Consider the following 21,248-nt stretch of genomic DNA (forward strand, 5'->3'; position numbering starts at 1 on the left):
ATCTACCGTGATCCGTGTTGACACTTCCAAGTTGGTACAGTGTCACCCGGGTACTTTGAGGCTGAGTAGACTCCGCGGGCGATGGCACGGGAGACTGTCTGAGCTGCGTATGCACCCAGTTCCAGCAGTTCGACCATTGGTTCCTGCATTTTTCGTTTGCCGGTAGAAATCACGAAGAGCAGGTCGCCGTCCATTGGTGTGTGTGCTGGCCAGAGGGCGCGGGCGTAGCCGTCGTGGGCGGCTGTGGCAATGCGTTTGGCTTCTGACTTGGTCAAGATCAGGTCAGTTGCGACAACACCGATGGTGGTGTTTGTGTTCGGGGATAGGTCGATTGTGCCGAGGGTGAACTTGGTTTGCACGGTGCGGTCCATGCCAGGCATTTCGGTTGGCCAGCCCAATCCGCCGAATTCTTCGTTCTGTTCGCTTGGGGCTGCCCAGAAGTAGGGCGTGTCGCCAATGGTGGTGCGGCCCAGTGCGTTGACGGCGATTAGCGCGCCGACGGTGCCGCCGCGGGGGAGTGCGAGGGAGGCTGAGCCCAATCCGCCTTTCAGATCAGCGGTGGTTGCTCCGAAGCCTGCGCCCGCAGTGCCGAGTTCGAATTCGTCGGCTGCATTGTCGACGGCCTCGATGCCCAATTCACGATAGATTGGATTTCTGCCCCACGATTTATCCCCTCCGTTGAGAAGGTCGAATAGAATGGCTGTGGGGGTTATTGGAATGACAGCACTGCCAACACTGAAACCTTTGCCGAGCTCTGCCAGCCGAACCTGTGCGCCGCTGCCTGCATCCAGTCCGAATGCAGAGCCGCCTGACAAGACGAGCGCGTCAATGGCATTGACGGTTTGCTCCGGCTCCAGCAAGGCAACGTCACGTGTGCCGGGGGCTCCGCCCATGATGGCGACTGAGGCAACGGCTTGCTCGTCGGGAATGAGAACGGTGACACCTGATTTGGTCTTTTCGCAATGAGCGTTGCCGACCTTCAATCCCGGAACATCGGTGATCAGGTTGCGCGGTGTTGGGGACATGGTGTTTCCCTAATTTATTATTAAAACGTACAGGAAGCGCCTTAGCGATGAAAAAAACGCAGGGCACTCTAACTAATTGTCTTTATGCATATCTTGGTTTGAAAATCTGTAGGCCCTTTCGGGCAAAGATATGTCCGAAGTCCCTGTTTCAAGATAAATCTATTCCGAAAACTGGAATAGGGAACACCCTTAGACTGAATGGTAATTTCGGTCGAGGTAGATCAGAGCGGGTGCAAATTCACCCAGACGTGCAGCGACCACTTCACCAAATAGAACTGAATGGGTGCCGACTTCTGTTACTTCTTTGATATGACAATCGAAACTGACACGTGCACTTTCCAGAACAGGACTTCCTGTTGCCAGAGTGCCCCAGCTTCCTTTTGCGAAGCGCTCTTCCATTGGCAGGTCGCCCTGGCCAGCGAAGACGTTCGACAAGTCTGTATGATCATGAATGAGTGTGTTGATACAGAACACGCCGTTGTCCTTGACGATCTGATTCACCTTTGCGCTGCGGTTGAGGCAGACAAGCAAGGTGGCGGGATCGTCAGAGACAGAACACACAGATGAAACGGTTGCGCCAATGCGCCCTGCAGGGCCAGCACTGGCCAGCAAATGAACAGAAGCGCCTAACCGACTCATTGCCTCTCTAAATTCATGCGAGGCGAGACTTTTATTCGTATTTTCAGTTGGCGCCATGGTTAAAGCTGTCGTCATCCAGTTCGTTCCAAGATATTCCCACAGGTATGATCTGTGTTTCACACTGTACAATATTCATTAGTACTTTTCAGTCGCCCAAAAACGACAGGTATTCGAAATAGAGTAGTTATAGCCATTTGCTGAGAAAAGCTAGTTCTACTGCGAAAAACTGATTAATATACCAGAGGCTATATTCTAGTTTTAGGCGCACATTTTGCTGTTCCGGAATTTTCATTGAAAATTGAAGGCCCAACAAGGTCTTCACGCACGGGCAAATTGGAAATCTTCAAAAAATCCTGGGTACCATCTTGCAGTTTTTGTCCGGATATGGTCAGTATACAACAGCTGTGATATATTACAGAATAGGGAAGAGGCTTTCTACGGATGAGGAAAATTCACGTATGGGTTGTGGTGCTCTGGTCTCAGAGACTGTCCTAGTGGATTGTCGGGAGTAGGAATAAGTCCAGATTTTGGATTGTATGAAATAAAAATGCGCCTGACGCGTATAAAGAATAGGAAAATTCCAAAATACGGACTTATAAGTATGGGTAATATACTTACAGGTCGGCTTACCATAAAATATTTGGGGTCTGAATTCGGAGGCATTCAGACTGGACAGCAACTAAAAGCTGATCTCATGCGGGGAACAAAATAAAACATGGATTACTTTCTCCAACAACTTATCAATGGTGTGACGCTGGGGTCCATTTATGGTCTCATCGCCATTGGCTATACAATGGTCTATGGCATTATCGGCATGATTAACTTCGCCCATGGCGATATCTTCATGGTCGGATCTTTCGTTGCACTCATTCTAATTGTTGCACTTGGCATTACAGCCGCTACACCGGTGCTTCTTTTGATTTTGGCTCTGGCCCTCGTTCTTGTTGTGGCCATGGCTTTGACTGCTGTTTGGGGGTGGACAGTAGAGCGCATTGCCTATCGGCCTTTGCGCGGATCATTCCGTCTTGCACCGCTGATTACTGCAATTGGTGCATCAATTGCTCTTCAGAACTTCGTGCAGGTTTCTCAAGGCGCCAAGAATAAGCCATTGCAACCTCTCTTTTCCGGCAGCTTTCAGCTGACTGATGGTGGTGCAGATGGTTCTGGCTTTATCGTAAACCTGTCTTACATCCAGATCTTGATTGTTGTGACGACGGTCATTTTGATGGGTGGCTTCACTTATCTCATCAACAACACCAATCTGGGCCGCTCTCAGCGTGCTTGTGAGCAGGACCGGAAGATGGCGTCCTTGCTGGGTGTGAATGTTGACCGCACAATCTCTCTTACCTTTGTGATGGGTGCGTCTCTGGCTTCGGTCGCAGGTCTGATGTTCCTGCTGTATTACGGTGTGGTAGATTTTTACATCGGCTTCCTGGCTGGTGTGAAAGCCTTTACCGCTGCGGTTCTGGGAGGAATCGGATCGCTGCCGGGTGCAATGCTGGGTGGATTGCTGATCGGGCTTATCGAGACGTTCTGGTCTGGCTACTTCTCCGTTGAGTACAAAGATGTTGCTGCGTTTTCGATCCTGGCGATTGTTCTGATCTTTATGCCGGAAGGACTTCTCGGCCAACCTGAGGTGGAGAAGGTTTGATGCAAGCAAGACAAAAAGACAGCTTGCTTGTTGCAAGTGTAAAAGACAGTTTGGGTGCTGCGGTTATTACGTTCGCGCTTGCCTGTGTCATGATTGGTCTGCGCGTTGATGTGGCGTCAGGCCGCGGTGCGGAGCTGTTTCTGGAACATCGCTGGTTAGCGGTTGCAGTGGCAGTACTCGTTGTGTTCGCTGGCCGTCTCGCCATGAACATCTTCTTCTGGAAACGGGAAGACCCGCCATCTCTTAACCTCTCTGGTCTCATGCCAAAGGGTGGATTGGGAGCTGGCTCCTCTAATATAATCAAATACGGCCTGCTCGGTTTGGCTGTTGTGCTTCCGTTTGTGTTGATGTTCTGGCTTGGTGCCCGTGGGTCCCGTCAATATATCGACCTTGCTATTTTGGTGCTGACCTATGTGATGTTGGGCTGGGGCCTGAACATTGTGGTTGGTCTGGCTGGATTGCTGGATCTGGGCTATGTGGCGTTTTATGCGGTTGGAGCTTACTCCTATGCATTGCTCGCGCATTACTTCGGTTTCTCCTTCTGGCTCTGTCTGCCGCTCGCCGGTATTCTGGCAGCGTTCTGGGGTATCATTCTCGGTTTCCCGGTTTTGAGGCTTCGAGGAGATTATCTTGCCATTGTGACGCTTGCGTTTGGTGAGATCATTCGTGTTGTGCTGCTGAACTGGTATCAGTTTACAGGCGGACCAGATGGTCTTTCCGGCATTCCACGCCCAAGCTTCTTCGGGTTGGAATTCACCCGTGGTGAAGGCGGCTTTGCGAGCTTCTTTGGTCTGGATTACAGCAGTATTCACCGTATCATCTTCCTGTACTACCTCATCTTTGCGATGGCCTTGTTCACGAACTTCGTGACCATGCGCTTGCGCCGGATGCCGATTGGTCGTGCATGGGAAGCTTTGCGTGAAGATGAGATTGCCTGCCGGGCTCTTGGTATCAACACAACGAATACCAAACTGACAGCCTTTGCTCTTGGTGCGATGTTCGCTGGCTTTGCAGGGTCCTTCTTTGCAACGCGTCAGGGCTTCATCTCTCCTGAGAGTTTCACCTTCCTTGAATCTGCGATCATTCTTGCGATTGTGGTTTTGGGTGGTCTTGGCTCACAGATTGGCGTGGTGATTGCAGCGATTGTGATGATTGGTGGCTTTGAATTCTTCCGCGAGTTTGAAGAATACCGCATGCTTGTCTTCGGTATGATCATGGTGGTTATCATGGTTTGGAAACCGCGTGGATTGATCTCAAGCAGAACGCCAAGTGTGGCGCTTTCCAGAAACGCTAAGGGCATCTCTGCCGATCTCGTTCAGGAGGGCCACGGATGAGCACCTGGGACAACAACCCTGTTCTGAAGGTTGAGCACCTGACCATGCGCTTCGGCGGATTGACGGCGATCAACGACCTGAGCTTCAACATTGGGCGTGGTGACATCACTGCGCTGATCGGGCCGAACGGTGCGGGTAAAACCACAGTGTTTAACTGCATCACCGGTTTTTATAAGCCGACTGAAGGCCGTCTTGTCATGAACCGCTCCAATGGTGAAAAGCACCTTTTGGAACGGATGGCAGACTTCAAAATTACGGCGGACGCGAAAGTTGCCCGCACGTTCCAGAACATCCGTCTGTTTGGCGGTATGACTATTCTGGAAAACCTGATGGTGGCACAGCACAATCCGCTGATGGTTGCTTCCAACTGGACCATTGGTGGTCTGCTTGGGCTTGGTGGTTACAAAAAGTCCAATGTGGACGCGATTGAAACTGCCAAGTACTGGCTGGAGCGCATTGATCTGATTGATCGTGCAGATGCGCCTGCGGCTGATCTTTCCTACGGCGATCAGCGCCGGTTGGAGATTGCCCGTGCCATGTGTACCGGCCCTGAACTTCTTTGTCTGGACGAACCAGCTGCTGGTTTGAACCCGAAAGAAAGTCTGGAGCTGAACAATCTGCTTCAATACATCCGCAAAGAGCATGACACTTCGGTTGTTCTCATTGAGCACGACATGTCTGTTGTTATGGAAATCTCCGACCATGTTGTGGTGCTGGATTACGGCGTGAAGATTTCTGATGGCTCTCCTGAGTTCGTCAAAAACGATCCGCATGTGATCGCGGCGTATCTGGGGGTTGAGGATGATGAAGTCGATCAGGTTGAAGAGGAGGTGGGCATAGCATGAACGCTCAACAACCACTCCTGAGCATTCGCGGAGTTAAAACCTTCTACGGCAAGATTCAGGCACTGCATGGTGTTGATCTTGATGTGTATGAAGGTGAGATCGTGACGCTGATTGGTGCGAACGGTGCAGGGAAATCTACCCTGATGATGACCGTTTGCGGCACGCCGCAGGCTCGTAACGGGTCTGTGACGTATTGCGGTGAGGACATCACCTACAAGCCAACCTACGAGATTATGCGCACTGGTATTGCTCAGTCACCAGAAGGTCGCCGTATCTTCCCACGCATGACGGTTTTAGAGAACCTGATGATGGGCGGTATGGTTGCCGGGAATGAGCATTTTGAGGAAGACCTGCGCCGTGCGTTTGAGCTGTTTCCGCGTTTGAAAGAACGTCAGCAGCAGCGCGGTGGGACTTTGTCGGGCGGTGAACAGCAGATGCTGGCGATTGCCCGTGCCTTGATGAGCCGTCCGCGTCTTTTGTTGCTGGATGAACCGTCTCTGGGGTTGGCTCCGATCATCGTGTCGCAGATTTTTGATGCGATCCGTGAGCTGAACCGGGCCGATGGTCTGACCGTGTTCCTTGTTGAGCAGAATGCGTATCACGCACTCAAGCTGGCTCATCGGGGCTACGTGATGGTCAACGGCACAATCACCATGACCGGCACTGGTAAGGAGCTTTTGTCTCGTGAAGAGGTGAAGGCAGCTTATCTTGAAGGCGGCGCGCACTAAGGAGGCGAAGAGATGGGTATTCTTTACGGCAGCTCGATGCCTGCCTTTATCATGCTGGTTGTTGTGTTAGGCGGTCTGGCTGCTGCTGCGACGGGGCGCTCTATTGCGACCACGTGGCGGCCGTTACCGATCCTGTTCTGGTTCATCTTCCTGTTGTCATTGGCCATGCGATTCTTGTCGTTTGCGCTGTTTGAAGAGCCTCTGCTTTCCATTCAGTACCTGGTGGTGGATTACGCCATTCTCATCGGCATTGCGTTGGCGAGTTATCGCATGACACGGACTAAGCAGATGGTGACGCAGTACAGCTGGCTTTATGACAAAACAGGTCCCTTTGGCTGGAAGCTGAAGCCGGGCCAGCAAGATAATTACTAATTCGCAAAATTACTTAGATAATTGTTGCGCATTCGGTCAGTTCTGGGTCACACTGGTGACTGGCTAGGCATCCAGATGATGAGTACGGAGAGGTCTCATTGTCGGAAGCATTGAGCAGGCGAGGGGTTTGCCTGCTCTGGTGGGAGACGATTGCGTTTCCCGCTCAATTTCAATTGAGAAATGCACCTGACTCGGGGAGTTTTTTATGAAAAAGTATCTTTTGGCAAGCGTTGCCGGTGTTGCTGCTATGGCAATCTCTGGCGCAGCTATGGCTGAAATCACTATTGCTACTGCAGGCCCAATGACTGGTCAGTACGCATCGTTTGGTGCGCAGATGAAAGCTGGTGCTGAACAGGCTGTTGCTGACATCAATGCTGCTGGCGGTGTGAACGGCGAGATGCTTGTTTTGGAAGTTGGCGATGATGCATGTGATCCTAAGCAGGCTGTTGCTGTTGCCAACCAGATGGTTGGTAAGAACGTAGCCTTCATGGCTGGTCACTTCTGCTCCGGTTCTTCCATCCCAGCTTCTCAGGTATATGCTGAAGAGGGTATCATCCAGATCACTCCAGCATCCACCAACCCGAAGTACACTGACGAGCGTCCAGGACCTGGTACTTACCGTGTGTGTGGTCGTGATGACCAGCAGGGCAGAGTTGCCGGTACGACGCTTGCGACTGAGTTCGGCGGTCAGAACATTGCTGTGATCCACGACAAGACTGCTTACGGTAAAGGTCTTGCTGACGCGACTAAGGCTGTGATGAACGCTGCTGGTAAGCAGGAAGCGCTTTATGAAGCTTATACCGCTGGTGAAAAAGATTACACCGCGCTGGTTTCCAAGCTGAAGTCTGAAAAAGTCGACGTTCTTTACGTTGGTGGTTACCACACTGAAGCTGGTCTGATGAAGCGTCAGATGGTTGATCAGGGCATGGACACCATTCTGGTTTCCGGTGATGCTCTTGTGACTGACGAGTATTGGTCCATCACTGGCCCAGCTGGTGAAGGCACACTGATGACCTTCCCGCCGGACCCACGTAACAACGCTGAAGCTGCTGCTGTTGTAGCTGCTCTTGAAGCTGCTGGCAAAACCACTGAAGGTTACGCTCTTTACACCTATGCTGCGATCCAGACATGGGCGAAAGCTGCGGCTGAAGCTGGTTCTACCGACTATGATGCAGTTGTAGAGAAGCTGAATGCTGGCAAGTTCGACACCGTTCTTGGTGAGCTGTCCTTCAACGAGAAGGGCGATGTGTCTCTGCCAGGTTACGTTTGGTACGAGTGGAAAGACGGTTCCTACGGTTACCGCTAAGATTTAAAGCCTGAGTTCATTCAGGTTTTGTGAGGGTTCCGGGGCGATGCTCCGGGACCCTTTTTTGTTGGAGTTTAGGGAGGTTGGAAGAGCGTCGTTAAGGTTGAATGCGCTCTGTTCTTATTGGCTACTTCTGGCTTAAGGTTCCGCGCGTACACTGACGCCTTGTTTATTGAAGGTGCCCAATGATCATTCGATATTTGGTGTTGATTGCATTTCTTTGTTCTTCCGGCGTTGCTGCCGCGCAAGGGCCTAACACGCCGCGACCTGAAGAAATCAAGGAGTTTCATGAGTGCCTGCGAAAAGGGGGGCTTGTGTTCAACGACAGAGTTCAGTGCATTGGAAAGGTCTTTGAACATTGCGCCATGAAGTTGCAGGACCAGACCAGCATGGGTATGCGGGAATGCTATTCGCGCGAAACAGCACTTTGGGAAAAGATGATTTTGAGTTCTGAGAAGGAGTTGAGGCGGAATGAGAACAAGCCCACCAAGACCGCGCTTGTTGAAGCTGGTCGGAACTGGAAGGCTTTTCGCAACAACACCTGCAATATTCCGTATGCCATGAACCCAAAGGGAACGCTTGCTCCCGTTCTGGGCATGGAATGCTACAACCGTTTAACGGCGCTTTGGGCGCTACAGCTTTCTGAATTTGCGACACCATTAGGGAACTAGGACCATATGAGATTATGGGTATGTGTGATTGTCTTTTCAGTTTTTGGGGTTGGCTCCGTAGAGGCGGCCCAGCAGGTTGACCTGCCACTTTGTAAAGCAGGGGATGGCAAGACGCCTGTCCCGCGTTGGGAGGTGACTGCAATACCTGTTGACGTGCCTGCCGGCGAAGAGGCGAGGCCGTTTGCTTACAGTGTCACCGCTCCACCTCCTGCCTATCATGGTCTGATGGGGCATTTAAGGGTGAAGCTGGGCAATCTGGATGAACAGTATTGTTCTGCTTTGCGCGAGGAACTTACCCAGATCAAGACCAGTACCGGGCAGTCTACACCACTGGTTATCGAATGGCTGGTTGATGACAATGGCCCGCAGGATGCAGTGCGCTCTCTGGACTTTTACGAGCTGCCTGAGTTTGTGCAGGATGGATGCTGGCTGGATGGTGTCTATCAATTTGTTGCGCTTGGTCACTCAGGTGTGGAAGCCGACCAGTACATGCTGAATCTGGTCCCTCTTGAGGCAATCCAGGAATCCGGATCCTTTTGTCGCCCTGTCCAGGAAGGGTGATCCGCCTTTCAGTCCTGTGCAACTTCCCTAAAGCGTACTTGCGTTTATCGAAGCCCATTTTCGCCTATTTTTACTCGTGAACCGGGTTTCCCTTTTGAGAAAAGCGAGTAGGATTGGTTATCTCTTACGCGAGGGCATAAAGGGACTGTGAGCCAGATGATTACCCATGACACGATAGAGATCAGTGCTGTGCTGGAGGCATCTGCTGCGGATGTGTTCTCAGCATGGGAAGAGCCGAAGGCCCGAATGGTGTGGGGAGTGCCTTCCGATGACGAAGCCATTGAGTTTCTTGAAAATGATTTTCGCGTTGGTGGCCTAGATATTCATCAGTGCGGTCAAAAGGGCGATTTACGGTTTCGCGTTGAGACACGCTATCATGATATCAGAGCTCCGGATTGCTTACTGTTTACAGAGCTGGTTTCAACCAGTGATATGCTGTTGAGCGTCTCTTTGATCGCTGTTGTCATGGAAGAACAAGGAGGTGCTACCGAGCTTCGCGTGACCATACAGGTGACGTCGATGGTCGGCGCGGACATGATTGAAGCAACGCGCGGAGGCTGGCAGGCTTCTCTGGCTCAGCTGGCAGGGTATCTGGAGAGCTCAAAGCGCGAGAACTCGGAGGCGTGATTGCCTCAGGAAGATGCTTTCTGTGGCCCTGTCAAAGAAGGGTGATATCCCGTTCGCAGTATTATGGTGCACCCTCTTTGTAATTGTCTGAAATGCAGTATGTATTCATAGTGTTGACTGCTGTGATGCGTATGAGGAACTCACTTTAATAGTGAATACTTCAGAGTTTGCCCTGTTCAAATCACTTTCAGATTTACTAGGTTAAATTATCAATTTAATTCAATTTTTCTATATTGGGAAAATTGGTGGAGTGGGTGCAGGCAGCAAGTGTGGGGTGTTTGAGTGCTTGTCTGTGCATGATCAGGGGTATTCATGCGGTTCAAAACCTTCATTATTTCAATAGGTTTTGCAGTGGCAGGCTGTGTGCCGAACTATGTCGGCGAAACTCCTGATCTCACCGAGGCGGCGGCTAAAAATTCTAACGCAAAACCAACCGTTGTGAGTGCTCAGAAAACGGCTGAAGAGCTGGCAACTGTTGTTGTGCTTGCAGGCAAATGGTCTGTGATGCGCGGTGAGGGGCAAAACCCGTGCGCACTCCAACTGAAAACAGCACAGTTTGGTGGAAATTATGCAGCAAGTTCTGTGTGTTCCGGTACGCCAAATGTATGGGCGTGGAATGTGAGGCAGGACGCTCTGGTTCTGTTCGATCACAGAAATGAAGTGATCGGGTCCTTTCATGAAAGCGGGAATGGCCGCTGGGAGGAAGCGCAAGAGGGTGGGGCCCCTGCGCTTGGTCTTGTTCGCCTGGGAAACTGACAAGACGATAGATTACAGAGATTTGGGGTGAATTCTTTGGGGGGAATGAAATGAAGAGGTTTATTGTTGTCGGGAGCTTGTTGGCGCTTGCAGGTTGCGAAAGTGCCGGGGGAGGTGCTGGACCCTATGCTGCGCCTACACCTGCTGCGCAACCGCCTGCCAATGCTGCTTCCAACCAGAGTGTTGTCGCACAGGAGCAGACCACACAAAGTAATATGGAAACTAAGGCAGATGGCACTGTTGTCACAAAGACGACAAGCAGTTCAGCTCAGGCGACTGTTGATCCAGGTACTGCGACGGCGTTTCTGGCTGGTGTGGTTGCAGCTGCAGCTCTTGGAAAGAAAGAGGAACGCAGTTCGCAGCCTATTGTGCAGGTGAAGGATATGGTTGGCGGCTGGACCGTTTATCTGACCTCTGATGAGCGTGTCTGTGAACTGACACTCGGTACAGAACCTAAGGATAATGGCTACTCTGCCAAGTTCAATCACTGCATGGATGGGGATCTGTTCTTTGTGTCCAACTGGCGCATGAAAGGGCAAGAGCTTGTTTTGTTTGACAACTTCTCCCGCGCCAAAGGCAGCATGCGCATGACAGAATGGAACCGCTGGGAGGGTCAACTGGCAAGCAACAGCAAACCAATCACCATCGCGCGATAGATGAGCGAGGCTTAGTCTGGCATTGCGCTTTTGAGGGCAGTGGTGAGTGCGGTGACCGCTTCACTGGGTTTTCCGCTGCGAACTCTTGTATGCAGCATGATTGGCAAGGTGGGCAGATCAGGCAGGCCGAGCTTTTCTCCCACATCAATTGCGCCAATTGGCAGCATACGGCGAGCGAGAGCTGCTACGCCCAACCCAGCCATCACGGCGGCTGATACAGCAGTGACGCCGCCGCCAACGAAGACCTCCCTCCATGGAATATCGGCCTGATCGAGCAGGTGTCCAGCCATGATGCGCACGCCGCAGGGTTCCGGCATGGTGGCAACGGGTAGGGGCTCGTTGGCCCGAGGCTGCCAGTCTTGCGAGGCAAACCAGCCGAACTTCTCATTTGCGATCAGCTTGCCATCTTCTCTGCTTTCGTGCTGGCGCACAATCACTGTGTTGAGTTCCTGCCGGTCAAAGCTTTTCAGCAGGTCGCCTGAGGAGCCAATCCGTATTTCAATCAGGAGTTCTGGATCCTGCGCGTTCATGCGGGCGATCAGCATTGGAAGTTCTGGCCCTGCAACATGATCACTGATGCCGATGGTCAATCGCTGACGGGCATTGGTGAGGGAGGCCAGTGCATGGTCGTGTTGTTTTAATAGTTCCCGCGCATGTTCCAGAAACGTCACGCCTTGTGCAGACAGCTGCACGTACCGAGGGGTTCGATCTATGAGCTGACTGCCTAACCGTTTCTCCAGCCGTTTTAGCTTCAGGCTTGCAGTTGATTGGGTCGTCTGCATGGCCTCAGCAGCCTGAGTGAAGCTGCCAAGTTCTGCAATTTTAACAAATGTGCGCACTGCGTCGAGGTCAAGCGGGCGATCAATCATTTAGAATTTCAATTTCTGATATAGTTAGTGATTGTATATTCAAATATTAAAGTCGCGTCTAGAGTTGCCTCAGCGAACCAGAGGAGGAAACGCTGATGCCACTTGTTCATATCTCATTGCGGTCAGGAAAATCTGATGTTTACCGGCAGGCGATTTTTGATGGTGTTTATCATGCCATGCGTGATGCGCTTGAGACGCCAGAGGACAACCAGTTTATGGCGATTACAGAGCATACCAGTGCCAATTTTCGGTTTGGCGGCTCATATCTTGATATTGCCCGTAGTGAGGATCTGGTTTTTATCCAGATTACGCTCAACAACACCCGCAGCTCCGCGCAGAAGAAGGCTCTGTTTCAACGCATTGTCGAGCTGCTTGGAGAGAAACCTCAAATCCGGTCAGAGGATGTCTTTATAAATTTGATTGAGGTGGAAAAGGAGAACTGGTCGCTTGGCAACGGCATTGCTCAATACGCGTGACACCATTGCCTTTCATGGCGCATTTGAAAGCCAATGAAGGAGGTGACAACGCTGAGAGGGGTTTGATACGTGGGTGTATCAGACCTGCTTGTCCATGATTTCGGCTGGAAGGTGGGCCATCCATTTGCGGCGGATTGCCTTTTCCAGATCGAGATCATTGCGGTCTGCATAAAGCAGAAGGTGGGCTAGCAGGTCTGCTGCTTCATCTTCCTTTTGCATATGCAGCTCTTTTGGAGTTGCTGAACCGGAACGTCCGCGGCGGGTGGCCTTCAAATGGGCTGCCGTCAGCTCTCCGAGCTCTTCCTGAAGTTTCGCAAGATACCAGATCTCATCACGGTTGATGTTGAACCGTTTGGCGTAGATTGCTGATACTGTTTTTACAATGTGCAGAAGTACTTTGAATGTCATCGGATCTGACAGAAAGGTTGGGCTTTCTGCGTGGTCTCACGCAGGCGAGCCGAAGGTTTGCCGGGAATGTGCGCTAGAGGAATCTCTTGGTGGCATCATATGAACTATTTATGCGCTTGTCATTCAGCGCCAGACAAAGATCTTTGACCGCATCCAATGAATGGATTGCCCGAAACTCATCGGTATGTGGCAGTATTGCCTGAATTCCGCGTGCTTTGGCCTCAAACTTGTCGTAGCGCAGCAGCGGATTGAGCCAGATGAGTCGCCTGCATGATCTGTGGAGACGGTCCATCTCAACGGACAATTCATCATAAGCTTCCCGTTCCAGCCCATCAGTGATGAGCAGGACGATTGGTCCGCCGTGGCAGACACGTCTGAGCCAGGTGCGGTTGAAGGTTTGCAGCGAGCTGGCAATGCGGGTGCCGCCGGACCAGTCCTCCACTTCATCCGTACAGGCAGCGAGGGCCTCATCAGGGTCTTTCATACGCAGGGCGCGGGTGATGTTGGTGAGCCGTGTGCCAAACAGGAAGGTGTGGGTTTTGCGCTTTTCTGACAGAGCATGCAGGAAGTGCAGCATGATGCGTGAATACTGGCTCATACTGCCCGATATATCGCAGAGGGCGACCACGGGTGGATGAACCTGCGCGGGCGCTTTGTGCTTGAGATCGATGATGGAGCCACCAGCCTTGAGTGTGGCGCGCATGGTTCTTCTGGCATCCACCTGTTTGCCCAGAGTGTGCGAATGGACGGGTTTGAAGCGACGGGAACGGACCTGATCTGCTGGCATGGTGAGGCGGGCGAGGGATCTGCGTGCTTCCGCGATCTCCTCAGCTGTCATCTGGGCGAAGTCCTTCTTTTGCAGGACTTCCTTCTCCGAGACCGTGAAGCGGGCGTCGACTTCCACCAGTGGTTTGGTTTCTTTGGCCTCGCGCTGCTTGTTGGCCTCAAAGGCATTGGCGACGCGGGATTGTGCGGTGCGTGGCTTTTCAGGCTCGCGTTGTCCGGCAGGGGCGACCGGAGACAGTAGCGCCAGCATCTTTTCAACGAGGCCTTTGCTTTGCCAGTAAAGGCGGAAGGCTTCATCGAAGACGGGTTGCTGGTCGCGTTTGTGGACGAAGACGGAATGCAGGGTCCAATAGAGGTCCTGCTTGTTTTCAATCCCGTTGATGGTGACCGCGCTCACCGCATCCACCACAGAAGACGGGCCAGCAGGTAGGCCCGCTTTGCGCAGGGTTCTGGCAAAGTGGACGATGTTTTCGGTGATGCGCCCGTGGGGTGGGCGCGGAGATGGAGCGGGGGTGAGCGTGTCCTGCATCAGGCAAGGCTATGCTGTTGGGGCAGGCATGCTGCCAGCAATGGTGGCCTGTGAATTGGCTTCCATGCGGATTTCATCGAGGATCGCACGGGTTCTGGAGCCTTTGATGCGGTCGATGTCCTCCTGATACTTAAGCAGGACGCCGAGTGTGTCTGACACCATTTCCGGATCGAGCGCGACCTCTTGCAGCTCGGTGAGGGCCGTGGCCCAATCCAGCGTTTCGGCGACGCCTGGCTTTTTGAAGAGGGCGTCATCCTCCCGCAGCTTTTGCACGAAGGCGACGACCTGAGCGGAAAGGGCTGCGGCGGCTGTTGGCAGTTTGGTCTGTACGATCTGCAGCTCGCGCTCTGCTGTCGGGTAATCCACCCAGTGGTAGAGACAGCGGCGCTTCAGAGCGTCATGAATCTCGCGGGTGCGGTTGGTGGTGATGATGGTGATCGGTGGTTCATCAGAAGTGATGGTGCCCAACTCCGGGATTGTCACCTGACTGTCTGCCAGCACTTCCAGCAGGAAGGCCTCAAAGGCTTCGTCGGTGCGGTCCAGTTCGTCGATCAGGAAGATAGGCGCGCCGCGTTCTGTAGTTTCCAGCGCCTGTAGGACAGGGCGTTTGATCAGGAAGCGAGGGCTGTAGAGCGCTGTATTGAGGTTCTCACGGTTCACGCTGCCGGAGGCTTCCGCCATGCGGATTTCGACCATCTGGGCGGCATAGTTCCATTCGTAGACGGCGGAGGACACGTCCAGCCCTTCATAACACTGTAAGCGGACCAGCGGGCGGTTGAGCGTGGCTGAGAGGACTTTGGCGATCTCGGTTTTACCGACGCCTGCCTCGCCTTCAAGGAAGAGGGGACGTTTCATGCGCAGGGACAGATGCAGCACGGTTGCGAGTGCGCGATCTGCCAGATACCCGCCAGAACTTAAGAGCGTGAGGGTTTCCTCAATGGAGTTTGGTAGATCAACCTTGCTGCTCATAAATAGTCCGCTCCCGCCCTGTCATCTGCTGCGCTTTGATTTGCGCCTTGCGATCATAATAGGGAGAAAAACGTATATTGAAAGCGGATTGTTATCGGCAGGTTAGCCGTGTTGCTCAACGGTTTGTGAGGCCAAGGCCCATGCCATCGCGCATGACGGTGGTGGCTTGCTGTGTGAAGGTGCCGCCTGCTTCTTCATGCAGGGTGAAGCCCGGCAGAATCTGGAGCGGAGCTTTGCTGGCTGCCACCGCGCGGACAATGATGCGGGTGGCTGGTGCGTCTGCAGTCGGGCGGATCGGGATGATATCGATGGCACCGAAACGGCGTTGCATGGGGTCGAGGAGATCTTGCAAGCCATCTGCTCTGAAGATGATGGAGAGCGTTCCACCGTCCTTCAGCAGATCTTTCGCGGTTTTGATCCACGGCTCAATGCCACGTTCGTCCAGCGCATGGGCTGGGGCACGGTCTGACTTTGGTGTGACGCGAAAGCGGGCGCTGTCGTAGTAAGGCGGGTTCATGATCACATGATCCGCGATGGAAGAGCCAAGGCCGCTTTGGTGGCGAATGCTTCCCTTTGCGGTGAGGTTGGATTCCAGAATGGAGACGCGATCCGCAAAACTTTCGTTTTCCGGCAGGGACAGGCCTTTGCGGGCCAGCGCTGCGGTGACGGGATCAACCTCCACACCGACGGCTGTTATGTTTGGCAGGCGGTGGGCGGCGCAAAAAGCTGCAGTGCCGACGCCAGTGCCCAGATCATAAAGCGTGCCTGTGGTGCTTTGCGGCAGGGATGCGGCCAGATAGACGGCATCAAGCCCGGCTCTATGACGGCCTTTTGCAGGTTGCTCAACCATGACTTTGCCGCCGAGGAACTTGTCCCTGGTGGTTTGCTGCTGAGAATGAGGTGTTTCAGGGTTGGTCATGGCGGCGCCGGATCAAGAAAAGTCGCAATAACGCACTGATACAGGCTGCCGGTTTTCATGCAATCCCTATTGTTTATCTAAAGAGAAGTTTTCACGCGTCTTTTAGGTAGTGTCCCAGGTCAGCATCACGCATAAGTTGACAAGCTTCATCCATACGGTCTGCTTCCACCATGATCCTGCGCGGCAAAAAGCCAAGGGAGCCGTCCAGTATGCTCATGTTGGTGTCGGCGACAAAGTAGATGATCTCGGCATCTCCCAGCAGGGCTTCAAGATGCGAGATGAGGACGGGATCTGTTGTTCTGATGAGTTCTTCCACGATGATGTCCTCTTGAAGAGAGTTGCCTATTTTGCCAGAAAGTATGCAGGTTAGGGTTGGTATTGTGAAAAAAACTAATTGTGATTGGTAAATTATCCCTTCGACACTACTTTATTGGCAGCAAATTCTTACTAAAGCTTGCCCGAGACTATCTACCAACCTATTGTCCCGTTGGAATCAAAATAGAGGTATCCCGTGGGCGTTGTTGGTCTTCAATCTCAGACAGCCAAACCAGCTGGAATTCAGGGGCTCGTAGAGCTCGTTTCAGGTGACATGGAGAAGGTGAACGAGCTGATCCTCTCCAAAGCCGGTTCTAATGTTGAGCTGATCCCGGAAATTGCGCGCCATCTGATCGATTCAGGTGGGAAGCGTTTGCGCCCGATGCTGACACTGGCGTTTGCACAGATGTTTGGCTACGAAGGCGAGGGACATGTCATCCTTGCAGCATCTGTAGAGTTTATGCATACGGCAACTCTGCTGCATGATGATGTTGTCGATGAAAGCGATATGCGCCGCGGTAAGCTGGCTGCTCGCAAGCTTTGGGGCAACCAGGCCAGCGTGTTGGTGGGTGACTATCTGCTTGGTCAGGCTTTCAAGATGATGGTTGATGTGCACTCTCTGGAAGCGCTGCGCATTCTGTCTGAGGCCTCCGCGATCATTGCTGAAGGTGAAGTGCTTCAGCTGGGCGCCGCTCAGGATACCACCACGACCTTTGAGATGTACCTGCGGGTGATTGAGGCTAAAACAGCTGCTCTGTTTGCAGCTGCGTGCGAAGTGAGCCCAGAGATTGCCGATAAAGGTGACGAGATGCGTGCTGCGGCGCGCAAGTTCGGCCTTGAGCTTGGTTATGCCTTCCAGCTTGTTGATGATGCGCTGGATTATGGCGGGGCGACTGTTGATCTTGGCAAGGACGTTGGTGACGACTTCCACGAAGGCAAGATCACACTGCCTGTCATCTACGCGATGGAGCGTGGCAGCGATGAGGACAAGGCGTTCTGGAAACGTTGTCTGGAAGATGGAGACATCAAAGACGGCGATCTGGATCATGCCATCAAGCTGCTGAACGATACTGGTGCTCTGGCTGATACGGTTCAAAAAGCGCGTGATTATGGTGCATCTGCAATTGACGCTCTGGCCAGCCTGCCAGACGGTCCTGCCAAGCAGGCGCTGAAAGAAGCCGTCGACTTCTGTATTGCCCGTGTGAGCTGATCAGAGAGCAGTTCGAAGAAATTGAAAAGCGCCGCAGCAGAAATGCCCGGCGCTTTTTTGTTGGCTGTACTGGGAGTGTGACTTGTGTACCAAGGATCAACTGATAGAGCATGGAGAGACGACATGACTGCAAATCAGATTGTGCTGACTATAGTTCCTGTGGTGATTTTTGTGCTCGCACTTGCCATCTTTTTGAAAGTAAGGAGTGCAAAGAAGACTGTGCAGCCTAAGGTTCATGGCCCGCATACTCCGGGTACAGGTAATGATCCCAAAGAAATGATACGCAGCAAAGCACATACTGGTTTTGATGGCGGATGTTGAAAAAGTGTTTTGAGCAAAAAATCTAAATTATATAGCGGTTGGCACTGCTGCCTGTTTTAAGTTAAAGTGCAGCAGTGCATTGAAAAAGCTACTTTAAATCATACCTTTTGCAGCTTGTGGTCGTAATAATCCCGATAATTCTTGTTGTACTCTTCCTGTTCAATAGGCAAATTAAGTGATGCTCGCAATCTGTTCGCGATATGTTGTCTGGACCAGGTAATAGCTGCGAGCTCAGAATTTGTTTCTGCTTCAAGCTCCGATATGACCTGAAGGATTTTGGCGCTTAAGTCTTCCTCATTTTGACTCGCGCTCCAGGCATTGCTCGCAACGACAGATGCTCCTGTGGCGACAGCCATCGTGGAACCGCGTGTTATAAGCGTGCGTCGATTGATACGGGTATCGTTACCTTTGAAATCCATTGAATTTCCCCTTAGAATGTACTTCGGCAATTGTGGATCAGGGGCCTTTATTGGTTGGTTGGTCGGCTTGGGCAAAGCCCCTGATCTTTGGTTATCAATGTAATTTAGATGTCTTTTACATCTGCGATACTGATGTTGAGCGCAGCTGCAACACCTGTGCCGTAAGCAGGGTCCGCGCGGTAACAGTTGCGGACATGACGGTGTTGGATTTCGATACGTGCGGGGCTAAGCGAGCGGGCTGTGTTTGCAAACAGAGCTTCTTTCTGATCTGCATTCATTGAGCGGAAAAGAGCGCCAGGCTGAGAGTAGTAATCTTCATCCTCCCGATGGTCCCAATGACCCGCAGCTCCTTCTATTGAAAGTGGTGGCTCGGAGAAATCTGGTTGCTGTTGCCATTCGCCAAACATGTTCGGCTCATATCCGATGCGTGAACCGTTGTTGCCATCAACTCTCATGGCTCCGTCGCGGTGATAGGAATGGAATGGGCAGCGCGGTGCATTGACCGGGATTTGCGAGTGATTAACTCCAAGACGATACCGCGCAGCATCACCATAAGAGAACAGGCGGCCCTGAAGCATTTTGTCGGGAGAGAAACTGACGCCGGGCACAATTGTGGACGGCGCAAATGAAGCCTGCTCAACTTCAGCGTAGTAGTTCTCAGGATTTCGGTTCAGTTCAAGCACGCCAACTTCGATCAGCGGATAGTCGGACTTGGGCCAGACTTTGGTTAGATCAAACGGATTAATGTGATAATTACCAGCCTCTTTTTCTGGCATAATCTGGACTGACAGTGTCCATTTCGGAAATTCGCCATTCTCGATGCTGTCATATAGATCTCGCTGGTGACTTTCGCGATCATTTGCAACGATTTGAGCGGCTTCTTCATCTGTCAGGTTTTTGATACCTTGTTGGGTTTCAAAGTGAAACTTAACCCAATAACGCTCGTTGTCCGCGTTGATGAAACTATAGGTATGGCTGCCAAATCCATGCATATGGCGATAAGTCGCCGGAATGCCGCGGTCTGACATGACGATTGTGACCTGATGCAGAGCTTCAGGCAGGTTCGTCCAGAAATCCCAGTTGTTATCGGCACTGCGCATGTTGGTGCGCGGGTCACGTTTCACTGCATGGTTCAGATCTGGAAATTTTAGCGGATCGCGGAGAAAGAAGACTGGTGTGTTGTTGCCCACCAGATCCCAATTGCCTTCCTCAGTGTAGAACTTTATGGCGAAGCCGCGAATGTCCCGTTCTGCATCAGCAGCGCCACGTTCTCCTGCCACTGTCGAGAAACGCATGAACAAGTCAGATTTTTTGCCAACTTCAGAGAATATCTTAGCGCGAGTGAACTTGGTGATGTCATTGGTTGTAGTGAACGTTCCATAAGCGCCAGAACCTTTGGCATGCATTCTGCGCTCAGGAATAACCTCACGATCAAAGTGGGCCATTTTTTCGAGGAACCAAACATCCTGCAGCAGAGCTGGACCGCGGGGGCCTGCAGTTTGAATGTTCTGATTGTCGGGGACGGGGGAACCAAAAGCAGTGGTCAACTTGGGCTGATTAGTCATATTCTCTCCGCATATTATTATGCCTGAAGGATGATTTCAGAGCGGAGAAAATCAAAATCAAATAAACTTATTGAGTCATAACTTGTCTTGATGATGTTGTAACATCGGCTGAAAAGATACGGTAGATCAGGAGTTTACCTTTGGGAATTTAGCTAGTTGTTGTGGCGTGTATGTGAGGACAACTTTGGATTGAAGGTAAAATTGCGAGGCAAACCGGATCACAGCAGACTTTCCTCGGCTTCTGAATGATCGGGGTAATCTGTGAAGGGTAAAGGCGTGTCTGCTCCGGGTGAAAAGATGGGGAGGTTAGCCCCCATCACGAAACCGCTTGGCAGCATAGACGGCTTTTAAAAAGAGACTTATGGCAAAGCCTGGATGCACATAAGTTTGGTTTCCACGCTCAGCCTAAACCCGTGCCGCCTTGATCCACCAGTTTCCTTTAGCTTCCTGCAAGTGGGAGGCTATGGCTTGGGCGGCTTCTAAGGTTTCAACAAGGGCAAAGCAGGTGGCGCCGGAGCCGGACATGCGGGCGAGGAGGGTATCTGGCTGGGAGGCCAGCAGGTCGAGGACCTCAGAGATTTCTGGCGCTTGTGAGATAGCAGGTTTTTGCAGGTCGTTGCGGCAGGATTTGAGCCAGTTGGCGAGGGCTTTCATGCTCTCGAACTCTTCTGGCATTTCCGGCAGCGGGGCGTTACTTTTCTTTTCCAGCGTGTGGAAAATGGCTGGAGTGGAGACCTCAATCAATGGATTGACCAGAACGATCGCTCCGGATGGGAGATCTGTCAGCGGTTCGATGATCTCCCCAATGCCACGAATGCGGGCAGGCTTTTCTTCCAGACACATAGGCACATCAGCGCCGAGACTTAGGGCAAGTTTGGCAAGGTCTGTTGGAGACGGAGACACGCCCCAGCTTCTAGTGAGCGCGCGCAGAGTTGCGGCTGCATCCGCGGACCCGCCGCCGATGCCTGCTGCAACGGGGAGCGATTTCTCGAGCTCTATCTGAACTCCTGATGCAGAGGGCAGGTGTTCTGCAAGCATGTTTGCGGCTTTGATGACCAGATTGTCAGCAGGATCGTCCTGTATCTTCGCAGAGAACTCTCCAGTGATCTGGAGTGAAAGGTCGGGGGCTGGTTCAACCGAGATCTGGTCACCGATTTCAGGGAACACCACAAGGCTGTCGAGCATGTGGTAGCCATCTTCCCGTTGACCGGTGATGTGGAGGGCAAGGTTCACCTTGGCACGGGCTAATTCCTCAACCCGTGCTGCCTTTGTATCTTCCAAAGTCATCATA

The 21,248-nt window shown here is 52.3% G+C and carries 25 protein-coding genes; 14 read left to right on the plus strand and 11 right to left on the minus strand.

Features of this window, described 5'->3' with window-relative positions:
* Positions 1–2: 2 nt before the first annotated feature.
* A complete protein-coding gene (locus DHN43_RS08145; protein WP_108818275.1) occupies positions 3–1,025 on the minus strand; it encodes a P1 family peptidase in 1,023 nt (340 codons plus the stop codon).
* Between the two features lie 189 nt (positions 1,026–1,214).
* The gene (locus tag DHN43_RS08150) at positions 1,215–1,664 is read right to left on the minus strand and encodes a flavin reductase (protein ID WP_244271768.1); all 450 of its coding nucleotides are present in this window, start codon (positions 1,662–1,664) and stop codon (positions 1,215–1,217) included.
* Positions 1,665–2,379: 715 nt separating this feature from the next.
* Here DHN43_RS08150 and DHN43_RS08155 point away from each other — a divergent pair.
* The 11 genes from DHN43_RS08155 to DHN43_RS08205 all read left to right on the plus strand — a co-directional run bounded on the left by DHN43_RS08155 (position 2,380) and on the right by DHN43_RS08205 (position 11,171).
* The gene (locus DHN43_RS08155) at positions 2,380–3,315 is read left to right on the plus strand and encodes an ABC transporter permease subunit (protein ID WP_057462563.1); all 936 of its coding nucleotides are present in this window, start codon (positions 2,380–2,382) and stop codon (positions 3,313–3,315) included.
* On the plus strand, positions 3,315–4,649 hold the full coding sequence (gene livM, locus DHN43_RS08160) for a high-affinity branched-chain amino acid ABC transporter permease LivM (protein WP_108818276.1): 1,335 nt from the start codon (positions 3,315–3,317) through the stop codon (positions 4,647–4,649). The genes DHN43_RS08155 and livM overlap by 1 nt, the downstream gene beginning before the upstream one ends.
* Positions 4,646–5,494, plus strand: a complete 849-nt coding sequence (locus tag DHN43_RS08165) for an ABC transporter ATP-binding protein (RefSeq protein ID WP_057462561.1) — start codon at positions 4,646–4,648, stop codon at positions 5,492–5,494. Before livM ends, DHN43_RS08165 begins: the two co-directional genes overlap by 4 nt.
* Positions 5,491–6,222 (plus strand): ABC transporter ATP-binding protein, encoded by a 732-nt coding sequence (locus DHN43_RS08170; RefSeq protein WP_057462560.1) that lies wholly within the window; start codon positions 5,491–5,493, stop codon positions 6,220–6,222. Before DHN43_RS08165 ends, DHN43_RS08170 begins: the two co-directional genes overlap by 4 nt.
* Before the next feature lie 12 nt (positions 6,223–6,234).
* The gene (locus tag DHN43_RS08175) at positions 6,235–6,594 is read left to right on the plus strand and encodes a DUF6867 family protein (protein ID WP_057462559.1); all 360 of its coding nucleotides are present in this window, start codon (positions 6,235–6,237) and stop codon (positions 6,592–6,594) included.
* A 205-nt stretch (positions 6,595–6,799) separates the two neighbouring features.
* A complete protein-coding gene (locus tag DHN43_RS08180) occupies positions 6,800–7,900 on the plus strand; it encodes a branched-chain amino acid ABC transporter substrate-binding protein (protein ID WP_057462558.1) in 1,101 nt (366 codons plus the stop codon).
* Between the two features lie 185 nt (positions 7,901–8,085).
* On the plus strand, positions 8,086–8,571 hold the full coding sequence (locus tag DHN43_RS08185) for a lysozyme inhibitor LprI family protein (protein WP_108818277.1): 486 nt from the start codon (positions 8,086–8,088) through the stop codon (positions 8,569–8,571).
* A gap of 6 nt (positions 8,572–8,577) precedes the next feature.
* Positions 8,578–9,132, plus strand: a complete 555-nt coding sequence (locus tag DHN43_RS08190) for a hypothetical protein (RefSeq protein WP_108818278.1) — start codon at positions 8,578–8,580, stop codon at positions 9,130–9,132.
* Positions 9,133–9,288: 156 nt separating this feature from the next.
* On the plus strand, positions 9,289–9,759 hold the full coding sequence (locus DHN43_RS08195) for an SRPBCC family protein (protein ID WP_208986844.1): 471 nt from the start codon (positions 9,289–9,291) through the stop codon (positions 9,757–9,759).
* A 312-nt stretch (positions 9,760–10,071) separates the two neighbouring features.
* Positions 10,072–10,515, plus strand: coding sequence for an AprI/Inh family metalloprotease inhibitor (locus DHN43_RS08200; protein ID WP_108818279.1), 444 nt, complete (start codon positions 10,072–10,074; stop codon positions 10,513–10,515).
* A 50-nt stretch (positions 10,516–10,565) separates the two neighbouring features.
* Positions 10,566–11,171, plus strand: coding sequence for an AprI/Inh family metalloprotease inhibitor (locus tag DHN43_RS08205; RefSeq protein WP_108818280.1), 606 nt, complete (start codon positions 10,566–10,568; stop codon positions 11,169–11,171).
* 11 nt (positions 11,172–11,182) lie between these two features.
* Here the strand turns inward: DHN43_RS08205 and DHN43_RS08210 are convergent, their stop codons facing one another.
* A complete protein-coding gene (locus DHN43_RS08210; protein ID WP_208995043.1) occupies positions 11,183–12,040 on the minus strand; it encodes a LysR family transcriptional regulator in 858 nt (285 codons plus the stop codon).
* A gap of 95 nt (positions 12,041–12,135) precedes the next feature.
* Between DHN43_RS08210 and DHN43_RS08215 the strand changes: the two genes are divergently transcribed.
* Positions 12,136–12,516, plus strand: a complete 381-nt coding sequence (locus tag DHN43_RS08215; protein ID WP_063292741.1) for a tautomerase family protein — start codon at positions 12,136–12,138, stop codon at positions 12,514–12,516.
* A gap of 78 nt (positions 12,517–12,594) precedes the next feature.
* Here the strand turns inward: DHN43_RS08215 and DHN43_RS08220 are convergent, their stop codons facing one another.
* The 5 genes from DHN43_RS08220 to DHN43_RS08240 form a co-directional block, all read right to left on the minus strand.
* A complete protein-coding gene (locus DHN43_RS08220) occupies positions 12,595–12,924 on the minus strand; it encodes a hypothetical protein (protein ID WP_057462552.1) in 330 nt (109 codons plus the stop codon).
* 73 nt (positions 12,925–12,997) lie between these two features.
* On the minus strand, positions 12,998–14,239 hold the full coding sequence (locus DHN43_RS08225) for a vWA domain-containing protein (RefSeq protein ID WP_108818281.1): 1,242 nt from the start codon (positions 14,237–14,239) through the stop codon (positions 12,998–13,000).
* A 9-nt stretch (positions 14,240–14,248) separates the two neighbouring features.
* Positions 14,249–15,208 (minus strand): AAA family ATPase, encoded by a 960-nt coding sequence (locus tag DHN43_RS08230; protein WP_108818282.1) that lies wholly within the window; start codon positions 15,206–15,208, stop codon positions 14,249–14,251.
* 115 nt (positions 15,209–15,323) lie between these two features.
* A complete protein-coding gene (locus DHN43_RS08235; RefSeq protein ID WP_108818283.1) occupies positions 15,324–16,127 on the minus strand; it encodes a tRNA1(Val) (adenine(37)-N6)-methyltransferase in 804 nt (267 codons plus the stop codon).
* Between the two features lie 91 nt (positions 16,128–16,218).
* Complete coding sequence (locus DHN43_RS08240; RefSeq protein ID WP_057462549.1) at positions 16,219–16,443, minus strand: putative signal transducing protein; 225 nt, start codon at positions 16,441–16,443, stop codon at positions 16,219–16,221.
* Positions 16,444–16,638: 195 nt separating this feature from the next.
* On the opposite strand from DHN43_RS08240, the gene DHN43_RS08245 reads away from it, so the two are divergent.
* Both DHN43_RS08245 and DHN43_RS08250 read left to right on the plus strand, forming a co-directional pair.
* Complete coding sequence (locus DHN43_RS08245) at positions 16,639–17,652, plus strand: polyprenyl synthetase family protein (RefSeq protein WP_108818284.1); 1,014 nt, start codon at positions 16,639–16,641, stop codon at positions 17,650–17,652.
* A 123-nt stretch (positions 17,653–17,775) separates the two neighbouring features.
* Positions 17,776–17,973, plus strand: a complete 198-nt coding sequence (locus DHN43_RS08250; RefSeq protein WP_063289552.1) for a hypothetical protein — start codon at positions 17,776–17,778, stop codon at positions 17,971–17,973.
* Between the two features lie 98 nt (positions 17,974–18,071).
* Here DHN43_RS08250 and DHN43_RS08255 read toward each other — a convergent pair whose 3' ends face one another.
* From DHN43_RS08255 to DHN43_RS08265, 3 genes are all read right to left on the minus strand, one after another.
* Entirely contained in the window at positions 18,072–18,392 is a 321-nt protein-coding gene (locus DHN43_RS08255) for a hypothetical protein (RefSeq protein WP_208995045.1), read from the minus strand.
* Positions 18,393–18,496: 104 nt separating this feature from the next.
* Positions 18,497–19,957 carry a catalase gene (locus DHN43_RS08260; RefSeq protein ID WP_108818285.1) on the minus strand — a complete coding sequence of 487 codons (1,461 nt, stop codon included), beginning with the start codon at positions 19,955–19,957 and terminating at the stop codon, positions 18,497–18,499.
* A gap of 405 nt (positions 19,958–20,362) precedes the next feature.
* The gene (locus DHN43_RS08265) at positions 20,363–21,244 is read right to left on the minus strand and encodes a 4-(cytidine 5'-diphospho)-2-C-methyl-D-erythritol kinase (RefSeq protein ID WP_108818449.1); all 882 of its coding nucleotides are present in this window, start codon (positions 21,242–21,244) and stop codon (positions 20,363–20,365) included.
* Positions 21,245–21,248: the final 4 nt, after the last annotated feature.

Source organism: Pseudovibrio sp. Alg231-02, from assembly GCF_900143565.1.
Classification (GTDB): Bacteria; Pseudomonadota; Alphaproteobacteria; order Rhizobiales; family Stappiaceae; genus Pseudovibrio.

Excerpts from the sequence above, each read along its gene's own strand:
- DHN43_RS08185 (WP_108818277.1), top strand. The coding sequence starts at position 8,086 with ATGATCATTCGATATTTGGTGTTGATTGCATTTCTTTGTTCTTCCGGC.
- DHN43_RS08175 (WP_057462559.1), top strand. The coding sequence starts at position 6,235 with ATGGGTATTCTTTACGGCAGCTCGATGCCTGCCTTTATCATGCTGGTT.
- DHN43_RS08225 (WP_108818281.1), bottom strand. The coding sequence starts at position 14,239 with ATGCAGGACACGCTCACCCCCGCTCCATCTCCGCGCCCACCCCACGGG.
- DHN43_RS08195 (WP_208986844.1), top strand. The coding sequence starts at position 9,289 with ATGATTACCCATGACACGATAGAGATCAGTGCTGTGCTGGAGGCATCT.
- DHN43_RS08265 (WP_108818449.1), bottom strand. The coding sequence starts at position 21,244 with ATGACTTTGGAAGATACAAAGGCAGCACGGGTTGAGGAATTAGCCCGT.
- DHN43_RS08260 (WP_108818285.1), bottom strand. The coding sequence starts at position 19,957 with ATGACTAATCAGCCCAAGTTGACCACTGCTTTTGGTTCCCCCGTCCCC.
- DHN43_RS08190 (WP_108818278.1), top strand. The coding sequence starts at position 8,578 with ATGAGATTATGGGTATGTGTGATTGTCTTTTCAGTTTTTGGGGTTGGC.
- DHN43_RS08250 (WP_063289552.1), top strand. The coding sequence starts at position 17,776 with ATGACTGCAAATCAGATTGTGCTGACTATAGTTCCTGTGGTGATTTTT.
- DHN43_RS08230 (WP_108818282.1), bottom strand. The coding sequence starts at position 15,208 with ATGAGCAGCAAGGTTGATCTACCAAACTCCATTGAGGAAACCCTCACG.
- DHN43_RS08220 (WP_057462552.1), bottom strand. The coding sequence starts at position 12,924 with ATGACATTCAAAGTACTTCTGCACATTGTAAAAACAGTATCAGCAATC.
- DHN43_RS08150 (WP_244271768.1), bottom strand. The coding sequence starts at position 1,664 with ATGAGTCGGTTAGGCGCTTCTGTTCATTTGCTGGCCAGTGCTGGCCCT.
- DHN43_RS08145 (WP_108818275.1), bottom strand. The coding sequence starts at position 1,025 with ATGTCCCCAACACCGCGCAACCTGATCACCGATGTTCCGGGATTGAAG.
- DHN43_RS08255 (WP_208995045.1), bottom strand. The coding sequence starts at position 18,392 with ATGGATTTCAAAGGTAACGATACCCGTATCAATCGACGCACGCTTATA.
- DHN43_RS08170 (WP_057462560.1), top strand. The coding sequence starts at position 5,491 with ATGAACGCTCAACAACCACTCCTGAGCATTCGCGGAGTTAAAACCTTC.
- DHN43_RS08165 (WP_057462561.1), top strand. The coding sequence starts at position 4,646 with ATGAGCACCTGGGACAACAACCCTGTTCTGAAGGTTGAGCACCTGACC.
- DHN43_RS08205 (WP_108818280.1), top strand. The coding sequence starts at position 10,566 with ATGAAGAGGTTTATTGTTGTCGGGAGCTTGTTGGCGCTTGCAGGTTGC.
- DHN43_RS08155 (WP_057462563.1), top strand. The coding sequence starts at position 2,380 with ATGGATTACTTTCTCCAACAACTTATCAATGGTGTGACGCTGGGGTCC.
- DHN43_RS08210 (WP_208995043.1), bottom strand. The coding sequence starts at position 12,040 with ATGATTGATCGCCCGCTTGACCTCGACGCAGTGCGCACATTTGTTAAA.
- DHN43_RS08180 (WP_057462558.1), top strand. The coding sequence starts at position 6,800 with ATGAAAAAGTATCTTTTGGCAAGCGTTGCCGGTGTTGCTGCTATGGCA.
- DHN43_RS08235 (WP_108818283.1), bottom strand. The coding sequence starts at position 16,127 with ATGACCAACCCTGAAACACCTCATTCTCAGCAGCAAACCACCAGGGAC.
- DHN43_RS08215 (WP_063292741.1), top strand. The coding sequence starts at position 12,136 with ATGCCACTTGTTCATATCTCATTGCGGTCAGGAAAATCTGATGTTTAC.
- livM (WP_108818276.1), top strand. The coding sequence starts at position 3,315 with ATGCAAGCAAGACAAAAAGACAGCTTGCTTGTTGCAAGTGTAAAAGAC.
- DHN43_RS08200 (WP_108818279.1), top strand. The coding sequence starts at position 10,072 with ATGCGGTTCAAAACCTTCATTATTTCAATAGGTTTTGCAGTGGCAGGC.